Here is a 13,378-nt window from a genome sequence, read left to right as displayed (position 1 = left end):
CATGAAAGACTCGAAGGTGATCGTCGCGATCAACAAGGACCCGGAAGCGCCGATTTTCAGCGTCGCCGATTATGGTCTCGTAGGCGATCTGTTCAGCGTCGTGCCGGAAATGGCGGGTGAAGTCGCCTGATGCAAGCTACAGGCGCGCCGTGTTCGACGTCGCGCCTGGTCGATAGAATGTTTTGGCTTACGCCCTTCCCACTTCGAAAGCCCATGTGCCGGATGCTGCGATTACCGGTAACGGTTGAATCGCTTACCTCGCGTAGCCATGCATCGTACTCACTTCGCGACGTCGGTCCGCCGCACTCTCCACCGCGCAAGCGCGCACTCCGCCACACACACCCCATTGACGCCGTCGCGCAACTCAACAACAGCACGCCCTCGCGACACCAACCAGGTCTCACGTACTCAAGCCATGACCGTCAGGCACATCCCTTGCTCGCTCAATCGACTCGACCGGACAAGACAAGTACGACCGTCTGGCTCGCATTCCCTGTCGTCGAGAGAGCGCCACGCGCTCACGACGACCGCACGCAAACCCGATTTTTTCCAGGCATAAGCATCATGAGTCGCGTTTTACTCGTGGACGATCAACCCGAAGCATTGTCCGCGTTACGTGCCGTGCTGGTCGGCCGTGGCTATACAGTGGCCACGGCGGCGGACGGTGTCGAAGCATTCGAACGTTTGCAACGCACGCGCGTGAGCGCCGTCGTGTGTGACTGGCGCATGCCCAACATGGATGGCGCCGAACTGATCGAATCGATGCAGGCCACGAGTGGACTCGCGTCGGTCCCTGTCATCCTGACGAGCGGCAGCGGCGAAGCGCCCTCGTTGCCCATGAAGGGCTTTCTTCGCAAGCCGTTCGCGCTGGATAAACTGCTGTCGCTGCTCGCCGAATGCGAGAACGGCGCGACAACCCAAGGCGTTTGCTGAACATTTGGCCTTGCCGCTCGCGCACGACAACGGGGCAAGCATTCGGCCCAACGGGCAAGCGTGCGCGATAGCAAAGCATGGCTTTGCGCTGCGCTTGCGTCAAATCGCGTCCCTGTCTGTGTCCCTGTCTGTGTATTTCGCCCCGGTGGAACACGGTTGCAATTGACGGCCCGAGTCGCCAGACCGTCTTCAGACATTCGCGCATTCCCCCGGCACCGCTACGCCGACTTCTCCATCAACTCCCCACGCGGCGTCAAATCGGCATCGGGCGAGATATCCTCCAGCGTCTGCTGACTGGTCTCGATCCGCAGCGCCAGAATCGCGACGCTGAGCAGAAGCAGCACGCCGCCGACCATCGTCAGCACACCCGTCACGCCGAATCGCGTGTAGAGCAGCAGCGCCACATAAGGCGTGGACATCGACGCCGCGCGTCCGCACGTACCCGCGACACCGGTTCCGCGCAACCGATGCGCGGTCGGGAACAACTCCGGGATATAGCCGAACAGTCCAAGCGTGCAGACCGTATAGATCGCCGTCACCAACGCGAAGCCCACGACCGAGATCGCCGCCGGCGAGCGCATCTGCACGTACACGAAGCCGAGCAGAATCGTCACGAGCGAGAACAGCACGATGCCATTGCGACGCCCGAGCCGGTCGGTCACGAGATAACCGACCACCGCGCCGGCCGGCGCACCGAACGACATCAGCAGCACGAAGCCGAGCGACTGCACGATCGTCAACCCTTCCTTCACGAAGAACGTCGGCAGCCACGCGACGAACCCATACAGCGACATGTTGATCGCCATGCAGGTCAACGCCGCCACCAGCGTGCGGCCGATCATCCCGCGCACGAACAGCGCCGAGAACGGCGCGGCCGGCACCTCGTGGCTGACCACGCGTGCGACCGGCGGCAACTTGCCGACGCGCGCTTCGACTTGCCGCTCGATCGCCGACACCGTGGCCTCGGCTTCGTCGAGCCGCCCCACCGTTTCGAGCCAGCGCGGCGACTCCGGCATCCGATGCCGCAGAAACCACACGATCAGCGCCCCGAGCCCCGCAATCGCGAACATGTAACGCCAGCCGAGATGCGGAATCACCCAGTAGCCGATCGCGGTCGCGCCGAGCAAACCGGAGTTGATGATCAGCGCGAGCAGCGCGGTCCAGCGTCCGCGTGTGGCGGGCGGCACGAATTCGCACAGCGTGCCCGCCGCCACCACGAGTTCGGCGCCCAGCCCCACACCCATGATGAAGCGCAGCAGGATCAGCCAGTAGATGTTCGGGGCAAAGCACGCGGCAAGCGACGCGACACCGAAGATCGCCAGATTCGCCTGATACGAATAGCGCCTGCCGAAGCGGTCGCCGAGATAGCCGGACAGACCCGCGCCGATCATCATGCCCATGAAGGTCGCGGAGATGAAAAACGAGCCGAGCCGCAAATCGGTGAAGCCGCTCTTGACCATCGCCGCGAGCGCGCCGTTGGCCAGATAGATATCGAATGCGTCGAGGAAAGCGCCTGCGCCGATCAGGCCAAGAATGTTCCAGTGGAAACGGGTGATGGGCAGGCGGTCGAGCCGCGCCCCGGAATTGACTGTGACGGTTGCCAAACTTAGTCTCCTGAGAGGCCGCACGCGGTTGAGCCGCTTGCGCAAAACAGTTCCGCGTCGCCGCCTTTTTGCATGCAACGGCTCTGACGCGGGGTCCTGGGCGACACGGTTCGATGTCGCCGTGTCGTGTAGTGCTAAGAGTGCGACAGCCGGCGTGGTGAGGGAATTGGCATTATTGGAAGCCGATGTTTTGTTGCGGTTAAGGGTACGAGACGGTTCCGGCCCGGTGCGGGGCGGCATCCGACGGGACAGCGCAGTTTGGGTCGATCGGCCCGGCTCCGTTCCGCATGGCCCGCCCTGCGCGCAGCAAAGCAAAACGGCGCGGTGCATCTTCATGCACCGCGCCGTTTCACGCACGCGATCAGACGTCCAACGAATTCACACGCCGCGTGCGCGCGGCTTATCGACCCGCCACGATCCTGCGAGCCTTCAGAATCACCGGCATGTCGACCATCCTGCCGTCCACCGCCACCGCCGCGCCGCTGCTGGTCTCCACCGCCGCCAACACGCGCCGCGCCCACGCCTGCTCGGCCTCGCTCCACGCATAGGCGCGATGCACCGCGTCGATCTGTTTCGGATGAATGCACAGCTTGCCGCCGAAACCGAAGCGCCGGCCGCGCCGCGCGTCGGCTTCGATAGCATCGGCGTCGGTGATGGTGGTCGACACGCCATCCACCGGCGCGCCGATTCCCGCGAGCCGCGATGCCAGCACGATCTGCGAACGGAACACATGCAACTCCTCGGCATCGCCGTCGATGCCGAGGTCGATCTGGAAATCGAGCGTGCCGAACACGATGCGCTGCACGCGCGGCGCGGCGCACAACACCGCCAGATTCGCAAAGCCTCGGGCGGTCTCGACGATCGGCAACACGCGCAACCCCGGATGCGCGTGCGCGAGCACCGCGTCGACCTGCTCGCGCGCCTCGGCCTTCGGCAGCACGATGCCGGCGACGCCGGTCTGGCTTGCGAGCGCGGCAACGTCGTCGTCGAACCACACGGTATCCGAGCCGTTGACGCGCACCCACGCGGGCCGTGATGCACCGTCCGATACAGCGGCCAGCACGGCCGCGCGCGCCATGGATTTTTCATCGGGCTGCACGGCATCTTCGAGATCGAGGATCACCGCGTCCGCGCCAGCCGCGTGCGCTTTCTCGAAACGCTCGGGCCGGTTGCCCGGCACGAACAGATACGAACGGGGCAGCGTGGCGTTCATGCGAGCACCGTCGCGTGCGATGTCGCTTCGAACACCGAGCCGACCTCAGTCTGCTCCGCGATATGCCATGCGTTGCCGAGCAAACGCGCCGCTTCGCCTTCGGTGGCCGCGCCCGCGAATGCCGCCAGCCGATGCAGCTTGGTCGCGATTTCATCGCGCGACAGCGTGTTGCCCGGATCGCCCTTCGGTTCGTCGACGCGACCGTTGAGGACACGGCCATCGGTGGTCGTCACCGTGACCTTGCCGATCCAGCGCGCGGGGTAGGCTGCATCGACCTCGGCATCGAAGGCCATCGTGACGTTGTCGCGGAACGCGGCGATCGTATCCGCGTCGAAGCCGTGTTCGAATTCGGTGACGCCCGCATAGCCGTGATGCGCGACGAGCCCGAGCACGGTGCCCATGTTGAACTTCGCCTGATGCACCGTGCGCGGCGTGACGACCGCGCCGAGCACGTCGATCGCGCCCTGATGCACGTGCGCAACCACCTTCGCTATATCGCGTGGTGCGAGACGGTGGTCCTGCACGACGGCGAGCAGTGCGTCCGCGGCGGGATGCGTATGACGGCACGCCGCGTGATACTTGAACGAGGTTTCCTCGGTGGCCCAGCGGCTGCCCAGCCGGTCGACGAGGCGCGCCGGATCGGCGTCGCTCGACATGCCCGCCGCCATGCCCTTCGCGCCTTCGAGAATATGCGTCGCGCCCTTGAAGCCGTCGGCGGCGAGTTGCGCGGCCATCAGCCCGTTGGCGGCGGCCATCGCCGTGTGCAGTTGCTTCGAGTCGGCGGCGTCGCGCAGAAACTCCCACAGCCCGCTAGCTTGCGTCCCGGCCGACCCGAACGCGTCGAGCATCTGCGTCGGCGACAACCCGAGCAGCCGTCCGGCCGTGGCCGCCGCCGCGATCGTGCCGACCGTGCCTGTGGTGTGAAATACCTTGTAGTGCGAGCGGCCCAGAAATTCGCCGATGCGGATACCGACTTCATAACCCGCGACCGCCGCCGCGATGAAATCGCGCCCCGATGCCTGCGTGGCTTGAGCCAACGCGAGCGCCACCGGAAACACCACCGTTGCCGGATGAAACACCGAGCCGTTGTGCACGTCGTCCTGTTCGGCGAAGTGCGATGCCGCGCCGTTGATCATCGCCGCGAAATAGGGCGTGGTGCGGCTGCGGTCGATCAACACTTCGCACGGGCCGTGCTGCGTCGCGCCCGCTGCCTGGCGTGCGAAGCGCGCAATCGTTTCAACAGGTCGCGCGCCTTTACCGGCCAAGGCCGAGCCGAGCCAGTCGACGTACAGGTTGACGGTGCGCTCGACCACCGCGTGCGGAATGCTGTCGAAGTCGAGCTGCGCGGCGAAGGTGGCAAGCGTGAGACTGGGATGATCGTTCATGAGCGTGCGGGAGTCGGGTTCGTTCAGGGTTTGTTCGGATTGCCGGCATGGCGTCGTCCACACGCCGGCGCGAAAAGGCGCTTCAGATCGTGCCGGCCGCACGCAGCGCATCGATGCGCGTGCTGTCATAGCCGAGTTCGCGCAGAATCGATTCGGTATGCTCACCGAGTGCGGGCACCGGGTCCATGCGCGGTGCGAAATCGGCAGGCAGACCCGGCGGCAACAGCGCGGGCACCGCGCCCGCCGCCGTGCCGACTTCCCGCCAGCGCTCGCGCGCCTTCAATTGCGGATGCGCCCACACGTCGCCCAGCGTGTTCATCTGCGCATTAGCGATGCCGGCCTGATCGAGCCGCTCGATCACCTGCGCGGCGCTCAGCTTCGCAAAGGCCGCGACGATCACCTCGCGCAACGCGTCGCGCGCGGACGTGCGTTTCGAGTTCGACGCGAAGCGCTCGTCGGTGGCGAGTTCCGGTTGTTCGAGTACGCGCTCGCAAAACAGCTTCCATTCGCGCTCGTTTTGCAGGCCGAGCATCACGGTCTTGCCGTCGCCGGCGGGAAATGGTCCGTACGGATAGATCGTTGCGTGCGCCGCGCCCGACAGCGCGGGCGGGGACTGACCGTCGATCGCGTAGTAGAGCGGATAGCCCATCCACTCGACCATGCTTTCCAGCATCGACACGTCGATGCGGCAGCCGCGCCCCGTGCGGCCGCGCAACAGCAATGCGCTGAGGATGTTCGAATACGCGTACATGCCGGCGGCGATGTCCGCGATCGAGCAGCCTGCCTTGGCGGGCGCGCCAGGTGAGCCGGTGATCGACAGAAAGCCGGATTCACTCTGGATCAGCAGGTCGTACGCCTTCTTGTCGCGATAAGGACCATCGGCGCCATAACCGGAGATATCGCAAACGATCAGCTTAGGGTACTTCGCGCTCAACGCGTCGTAGCCGAGACCGAGCCGCTCCGCCGCGCCCGGTGCGAGGTTCTGCACCAGGACGTCGGCATCGGCGACCAGCGCGCCGAGAATCTCCGCTGCTTCGGGCTGCTTCAGATCGAGCGCGAGACTCTCCTTCGAGCGATTGGTCCAGACGAAATGCGACGACAGTCCATGCACGCGCTCGTCGTAGCCGCGCGCGAAATCACCGACGCCGGGGCGCTCGATCTTGATCACCCGTGCGCCGAGATCGGCGAGTTGACGCGTGCAGAACGGCGCAGCGATTGCATGTTCGAGCGTGACGACCTTGATACCGTCGAGTGGTCTCATGTCTATGTCTGCCTTCTGCCTGAATGTCAGAACGAACGCGGCAGCCCGAGAATATGCTCGGCCACGTACGAGAGAATCAGATTGGTCGAAATCGGCGCGACCTGGTATAGACGCGTTTCGCGGAACTTGCGCTCGACGTCGTATTCGCACGCGAAGCCGAAACCGCCGTGAAATTGCAGGCAGGCGTTGGCGGCTTCCCACGACGCGTCGGCCGCGAGCAGCTTCGCCATGTTCGCCTGCGCGCCGCACGGTTGGTGCGCATCGAAACGACGCGCCGCTTCGAAGCGCATCAAACTCGCCGCTTCGACGTTGATGAACGAACGCGCGATCGGGAATTGCACGCCCTGGTTCTGGCCGATCGGACGGCCGAACACGACGCGCTCTTTCGCGTACCCGGTCACCTTGTCGACGAACCAGTAGCCGTCGCCAATGCATTCCGCGGCGATCAGCGTGCGCTCCGCGTTCAAGCCGTCGAGGATGTACTTGAAGCCCTGCCCTTCCTCGCCGATCAGATTCTCCGCGGGGATTTCGAGGTTATCGAAAAACAGCTCGTTGGTCTCGTGATTGACCATGTTCAGGATCGGCTGCACAGTCAAGCCGTGGCCGATCGCTTCGCGCAGATCGACGATAAAGATCGACATGCCTTCCGACTTCTTCTTCACGTCGGACAGCGGCGTGGTACGCGCGAGCAGAATCATCAGGTCGGAGTGCTGCACGCGCGAGATCCATACCTTCTGCCCGTTGATCACATAACGGTCGCCGCGCCGCTCGGCGGTGGTCTTGATCTTCGTGGTGTCGGTGCCGGTGGTCGGCTCGGTCACGCCCATCGATTGCAAACGCAAGTCGCCGCATGCGATTTTCGGCAGATACTTGCGCTTCTGCTCTTCCGAGCCGTGACGCAGCAGCGTGCCCATGTTGTACATCTGGCCGTGGCACGCGCCCGAGTTGCCGCCGGCGCGATTGATCTCTTCCATGATGACCGACGCTTCCGTGAGCCCGAGCCCCGAGCCGCCGAAATCCTGCGGAATCAGCGCGGCCAGCCAGCCGGCCTTGGTGAGCGCATCGACAAACTCTTCCGGATAGCCGCGTGCTTCGTCGATCTTGCGGAAGTACTCGCCGGAAAACTGCTGACACAGATCGCGCACTGCTTCTCGAATGTCCTGAAACGAATCCTGTTGCGTGGTTTGCATAGTCGAATCTCTTGGAGTTCAGCCGATGTTCAAGCGAAGGTCAGGCAAGCGCGGCCGTCGCGCGCATGGTCAGATAGCCTTCGTGGTCTTTGGCCCATAGCTCGATGGTTTTGCCGTCGGCAGAGGGCTGGCCGCACACGGTGAAAGGCTGGCCGGCGAACGTGGGGCGCAGCGCCCTGAACGCGAAGCTTTGCAGCGTGGCGTTCGGCTGTTCGCGGCGCACGAGATCGACCAGCAGCGTCGCGATCAACGGGCCGTGAACGACGAGGCCCGGATAGCCTTCGACCTGCGTGACGTACGGGTAGTCGTAGTGAATGCGATGCCCATTGAAGGTCAGCGCCGAATAGCGGAACAGCAGCACCGCGTCGGTGTCGATCGTGCGGCGCCACGTTTCGCCTTGCGGCGCGAGTTGCGGTGTTTGCGGCCGCGCGCCTTCCTGCGGCGCGTCACGATAGACGATGTCGTGCTCTTCCTCGATCTTCAGCTCGCCGCCCGCTTCGATAGTGTGCTGCACCGTGACGAACACGAGGCGACCCGAACGGCCGGTCTTGTCCTCGATATTGGCGATGGCCGAGGTGCGCGTGGCGCGCTCGCCCACTTTGAGCGAGGCATGAAAGGTCAGCCGGCCGCCGGCCCACATGCGGCGCGGCAGGGGCACCGGCGGCAGGAAGCCGCCGCGCTTCGGATGACCGTCGGCGCCGACTTCGGACATCGGCGCGACCGGCAGAAAGTACAGCCAGTGCCACAACGGCGGCACCGTAGCGCCGTTTTCTTCGCGATCGAGCGTGGCGGCCAGCGCCGTCAGCGGAAAGGCGGTGATGTCGTCTTCGGTCACCGCCTCCTTGTTGAGCCAGTCGTCGAGTTTCTCTGAGGCCGCGGACATGGGCGAAGTCTCCGGATACGCTTGGTTAGCTTGGTAGAGCCCTACTATGAACGACGCGGTGCGTTCCGCGAAGTTTGCATTTTCGAATCGGGCCTTTGGTTTTGCTTAAGGCGCGCGGCGAGCGGCGGGTTTGTGCTGATAACTCGTGAGTGCTGACCGCTGGCCGTCGATGCGTTCACCTCATAGGTTACCGAGTCGCTGCATACGTGGTTTTACTATCGCCCGTTGCAGGCCTGCGCTTCATTTAAGCCCAAGCCGCCTCGCCAGACGATTCAGATTTGCCCTGTCGAGCCCGAGTTCACGTGCGACCGCCGCCCAATTCTGCTTGTTGCGTGCGAGCGCGTCGAGCACGATGGAACGCTCGAACTCCGTCACCGCGCTGCGAAAATCCTTCGCTCCGCTCTCCTGCGTCACCCCTGTGGGTGCCGGGATTTTTTCTCCGTGCGGCGTATCGGACAGCGCAAAGTCGGCGGCGCTCAGCGTGAGAATGCGGCGATGCTCACGATTGGCGGCCAGCGCCTTCAACGCACTGCGCCCGATCAGATGCTCGAGTTCCCGCACATTGCCCGGCCACGGATAGCGCAACAACGCGGCCTGCGCGTCCGCCGCCAGCCGCAGACTCAGCAAGCCAAGCCGCGAGCGATTCTCTTCGAGGAAAAAGCCTGCCAGCAGCAGCACGTCGCGACCTCGCTCGCGCAAGGGCGGCACGCGCAACGGGTAGACACTCAGACGATGATAAAAGTCCGCCCGAAACCGCCCTGCCCGCACTTCTTCGGCGAGGTCGCGATTCGTCGCGGTGATCAGCCGCACGTCGACTTTATGTTCGTGATCCGAACCAATTCTCTGTAGCTGGCCGTTCTGAAGTACACGCAAGAGTTTGGCTTGCACGGCGAGCGGCAGCTCTCCCACCTCGTCAAGAAAGATCGTGCCGCCGTCCGCGAGTTCGAATTTGCCGCGCCGATCCGACGACGCGCCCGAGAACGCGCCGCGCACATGCCCGAACAATTCACTCTCGACCAGCGTGTCCGGCAACGCCGCGCAGTTCAGACTCACCAGCGGCTTGTTCGCTCGCGGCGACAACGCGTGGATCGCATTCGCCACGAGTTCCTTGCCAACGCCGGTCTCGCCTGTGATCAGCACGGTCAGGTCGCTTGCGGCGACCACCTCGATCTCCTTGACCATGTGGTGATGAGCATCGCTGCTGCCGATCAACTCGCGACGGCTCTGGCTGCTCGCCTGCCGGTAGGCTTCAGCGCGAAGGCGCGCTTCTTCTCCACTGCGGGCCAGCGTGTCGATCCGTTCCACGACGCTCACCGTCGCGGCGGCAAGGCCGAGAAATGCACGCAGCGAGGCCATGTCGATCGCGTCGAAGCGGGCTGGGTCCAGTGCGTCGAGCGTGAGCAGGCCCCAAGGGCGACCGCGAATGAACAGCGGACAGCCGAGGCAGTCGTGCACTTCGAGCTTCCCAGGCACGCCTTGCACGAGGCCGTCGTAAGGGTCAGGCAAATCGGAGTCGGCCGCGAAGCGCGTCGGCTCGGGCCGCGACAGCAAACGTTCGAAGCGCGGATGATCGCCGACCCGAAAACGCCGTCCGAGCGTATCGCTGCTCAGGCCATCGATAGCCAGCGGCACGAGCGTGTCGCCTTCGAGACGCAATAGCGCGGCGGCGTCACCCGGAAATAGCGTGCGCAGACTGCTGAGCAAACGGCGATAGCGTTCGCGGTCGGACAGATCGCGCGACAGATCGAGGATCAGCGGCGTCAGCGCGTCAAGCAGTGCTTCTGCAGTCAGATTGACTCCGTCAGGAGTCTTTTTGACCGGGGTCGAATCGACCATTTTAATACCCAGATCTTTGATTTAACTGCATTTTATACCTGGCACGAATCGTGGATAGTAAATCCCGTCTCGCAGATCAGTTGCATAACCCATCACCCAAGGACTTCATATGCTTTCCGCCGAACACCGCGCCATTGTCAAAGCAACCGTTCCTCTGCTCGAAAGCGGAGGCGAGGCGCTGACCACGCACTTCTACAACCTGATGTTGAGCGAATATCCGGAAGTGCGCCCACTGTTCAATCAGGCGAATCAGGCAAGCGGCGCGCAACCGCGTGCGTTGGCCAATGGCGTGCTGATGTACGCGCGTCATATCGATCAACTCGACCAGCTCGGCGGATTGGTCGCACAGATCATCAACAAGCATGTCTCGCTGAATATCCTGCCGGAGCATTATCCAATCGTCGGGCAGTGCCTGCTGCGCGCCATCCGCGAAGTGCTCGGCGCGGAAATCGCAACCGATGCGGTCATCGCGGCATGGGCCGCTGCCTACCAGCAACTCGCCGATCTGCTGAGCGGGCTCGAAGAACAAATCTACGCCGAACGGGAAGGGGCACCGGGTGGGTGGCGCGGCACGCGTCTGTTCCGGGTCGCGCGCAAAGTGCGTGAGAGCGATGAGATCACGTCGTTCTATCTGCGTCCTGACGATGGCGGCGAGTTGCTCGCATTTCATCCCGGGCAGTACATCGGCGTGCGACTGGTCATCGATGGCGAAGAAGTGCGCCGCAATTATTCGCTCTCGGCCATGGCGAATGGACGTGAGTACCGCATCAGCGTGAAACGCGAACCGAACGGAAAAGTGTCGAACTATCTGCATACGCGCGTGAACGAAAACGACACCGTGGAACTGTTCGCGCCGGCCGGCGATTTCAAGCTCGAACATACCGACAAGCCGTTGGTGCTGATCAGCGGCGGTGTGGGCATCACGCCCACGCTGGCGATGCTGCAAGCCGCGCTGAATACCGATCGTCCTGTGCACTTTATCCATTCGGCGCGGCATGGCGGGGTTCATGCGTTCCGTGATGCGATCGACGCATTGGCTGCGCGCTATCCGCGGCTGAAGCGCTTCTATTGCTATGAGCAACATCGTGCGGGTGATGCGGACGCGCATGGCATCGGCTATCTCGACGAGACACGCCTTGCTCAATGGTTGCCGGAAACGCGTGATGTCGACGTCTATTTCCTCGGGCCGATCGCGTTCATGAAAGCGGTGAAGAAGCATCTCAAGGCGATTGGTGTGCCGGAGTCGCAAAGCCGTTATGAGTTCTTTGGGCCGGCTTCGGCGCTTGAATAGGCCTGTTTGAGTGTTTGTCGGCTGTTTTGAATCGTTGGGGGCGGTAGGGGAATTGAAGTTGCTTGGGGGGCCTCCGGGTTCTCCTTCCATCGGCCACTTTGTTTTGTCTATCGCTTCTCACGATGGGCTTCGTGCCCAGCATTATGTGGCCGCTCGCATCCAGATTGCGGTGCTTGCGGGCATCCAGGCGTCCATTCACGACGATGATGCGCGTCGGGCTCGTACTTGCACGAACAGGTCTGGACGCAGGACTCTGCGGGCGCCTTGACGTGCTCTTCGGGCGGAGAAAAGTTGATTGAAGAGCGGCGCGCACGCTCTCACGGTCACGTGAAACCGCTCTTTCCTACCGCTCCTTGCGCCGGCGAAACGCCCACCACCCGGCCAGCCCCGTGAAGGCGGCGACCAGGAACACCATGACCCAAAACCCGTGGCGATTCTCGGCGAATGGGATACCCCCCACGTTCATTCCGAAGAAGCCCGCGACGATATTGATCGGCATCGCCAGCACGGTCACCAGCGTCAGCGTGAACAGCGTGCGGTTGTTCTGCTCTTCGAGCCGGGAGATGATTTCTTCCTGCAGCAGCCTGACCCGCTCGATCAGTCCGGCCACATCGGAGAGAACAACGGAGAACTCTTCCGTCGATTCGCGCAGATCCTGCACGTCTTCTTGCTGAAGCCAGCGCGGCGGCCGTGCGAGCAAACGGAAGATCGCGCCAGGCTCCGGTGCGAGCATGCGTTGCAACCGCGTCAGCATACGACGCATCGCGCCGAGGTCGAGCCGGTTCTGTGTCGGCCGTTGCGAAAGGAAGCGGTCCTCGATCCGGTCGACGTCCGCGCTGGTTCGCCGGACAATCTGCACCAGCAAGTCAGCCTGGTCGCGCATCAGGTGAACCAGCAATTCCGCAGGTGACCTGAATATTTCCCCTTCTCTGACCGACGCGCGCAAGCGGTCGACCGAGCGCAGCGGCTTGAGGCGCGCGGTAACGATGATCCGCTGATTCGCGTAGATCCATAACGTCGCGATTTCAGAAGGAATGAACTCGAGGTTGAACATGACGTCGTTGACGACTGCGCGTAGCGCGCCATCTGCATGTTCGATACGCGTCGAGTGCGAACCCTCCTGCAATGCGTCGAAGAATGCCTCCGGCAAGTCGAGTTGCGCTCTCATCCAGCGCTCGCTCGCGCTGTGCGCCAGATTGAAATGAAGCCAGAGAAACTCGCCGGCCTCTTTCGCCTCACCGTGCACGTCTTGCTCACGAAGCCATTCGAGGACCTGGTCCGCGTCGATCGGCCGCCCGGCGCGGGTCGAAGAAAAAAGGAAGCCGCATACCATGCCGGACGAATCGGCACCGTAGGTTTGCAATAGCAGGTCAGATTTCATATGTCGTTCAGCGTTTGCTTCCCGTGCCGAATCGGCATCCGGCCATTTTTGCGGCTGAAGATGAAATTCCGGCAGGCACGCCGCGATTCCCATCTTCGGTACGCGCAGACTGGATTGGAACGAAATGCCCGAGCATATCGCGGCCAATCGAAAGAAGGTTAACCCGTTAATTTTTTGTTTGCTTATCAGGGCCTAACGTTCAGGCTATTGAGGTTTAATGGTCACAAGAACGTCATATTGCGGCGTCAGGACGCGATCAGTGGGAGGTTCATTTGAAGGTCCTGACTAGCGGGGCGGGGAAGAATGTATGGGTGATCATCCGCCGGGCGCGCGCTTACGCGTACGATGCAAGTCAAGTTAAAGCAAGGCGTTGGAGCGGCTGGAGTTCTCTGACTGCGCGC

10 protein-coding genes and 1 pseudogene are annotated in these 13,378 nt (G+C 63.1%); 3 read left to right on the top strand and 8 right to left on the bottom strand.

Features of this window, described 5'->3' with window-relative positions; all coding sequences use genetic code 11:
- A pseudogene (locus PQQ53_RS34610) lies at positions 1-130 on the top strand (electron transfer flavoprotein subunit alpha/FixB family protein); the annotation flags it as partial.
- 434 nt (positions 131-564) lie between these two features.
- Positions 565-933, top strand: coding sequence for a response regulator (locus PQQ53_RS34605; RefSeq protein ID WP_408150284.1), 369 nt, complete (start codon positions 565-567; stop codon positions 931-933).
- Between the two features lie 218 nt (positions 934-1,151).
- Here PQQ53_RS34605 and PQQ53_RS34600 read toward each other — a convergent pair whose 3' ends face one another.
- From PQQ53_RS34600 to norR, 7 genes are all read right to left on the bottom strand, one after another.
- Positions 1,152-2,537, bottom strand: a complete 1,386-nt coding sequence (locus PQQ53_RS34600) for an MFS transporter (protein WP_408329165.1) — start codon at positions 2,535-2,537, stop codon at positions 1,152-1,154.
- Positions 2,538-2,937: 400 nt separating this feature from the next.
- A complete protein-coding gene (locus PQQ53_RS34595; protein WP_408329162.1) occupies positions 2,938-3,750 on the bottom strand; it encodes an HpcH/HpaI aldolase/citrate lyase family protein in 813 nt (270 codons plus the stop codon).
- Positions 3,747-5,135, bottom strand: coding sequence for an MmgE/PrpD family protein (locus PQQ53_RS34590; RefSeq protein ID WP_408150278.1), 1,389 nt, complete (start codon positions 5,133-5,135; stop codon positions 3,747-3,749). Before PQQ53_RS34590 ends, PQQ53_RS34595 begins: the two co-directional genes overlap by 4 nt.
- Positions 5,136-5,217: 82 nt before the next feature.
- Positions 5,218-6,396, bottom strand: a complete 1,179-nt coding sequence (locus PQQ53_RS34585; RefSeq protein WP_408150276.1) for a CaiB/BaiF CoA transferase family protein — start codon at positions 6,394-6,396, stop codon at positions 5,218-5,220.
- Positions 6,397-6,422: 26 nt separating this feature from the next.
- Positions 6,423-7,586, bottom strand: a complete 1,164-nt coding sequence (locus PQQ53_RS34580; RefSeq protein ID WP_408150274.1) for an acyl-CoA dehydrogenase family protein — start codon at positions 7,584-7,586, stop codon at positions 6,423-6,425.
- A gap of 40 nt (positions 7,587-7,626) precedes the next feature.
- A complete protein-coding gene (locus PQQ53_RS34575) occupies positions 7,627-8,469 on the bottom strand; it encodes an HTD2 family dehydratase (RefSeq protein ID WP_408158071.1) in 843 nt (280 codons plus the stop codon).
- A gap of 240 nt (positions 8,470-8,709) precedes the next feature.
- Positions 8,710-10,305, bottom strand: a complete 1,596-nt coding sequence (norR, locus tag PQQ53_RS34570) for a nitric oxide reductase transcriptional regulator NorR (RefSeq protein ID WP_408329159.1) — start codon at positions 10,303-10,305, stop codon at positions 8,710-8,712.
- A 109-nt stretch (positions 10,306-10,414) separates the two neighbouring features.
- Here norR and hmpA point away from each other — a divergent pair, with 109 nt between their 5' ends.
- Positions 10,415-11,596, top strand: coding sequence for an NO-inducible flavohemoprotein (gene hmpA / locus PQQ53_RS34565; RefSeq protein ID WP_408329156.1), 1,182 nt, complete (start codon positions 10,415-10,417; stop codon positions 11,594-11,596).
- Positions 11,597-11,939: 343 nt separating this feature from the next.
- Here the strand turns inward: hmpA and PQQ53_RS34560 are convergent, their stop codons facing one another.
- On the bottom strand, positions 11,940-12,977 hold the full coding sequence (locus PQQ53_RS34560; RefSeq protein WP_408150235.1) for a transporter: 1,038 nt from the start codon (positions 12,975-12,977) through the stop codon (positions 11,940-11,942).
- Positions 12,978-13,378 lie beyond the last annotated feature (401 nt).

The sequence above is a fragment of the Paraburkholderia strydomiana genome (genome assembly GCF_046030495.1).
GTDB lineage: Bacteria > Pseudomonadota > Gammaproteobacteria > Burkholderiales > Burkholderiaceae > Paraburkholderia > Paraburkholderia strydomiana_A.
The sequence above is the reverse complement of the archived record's forward strand: the minus strand, read 5'-3'. Positions and strand labels throughout refer to the sequence as shown.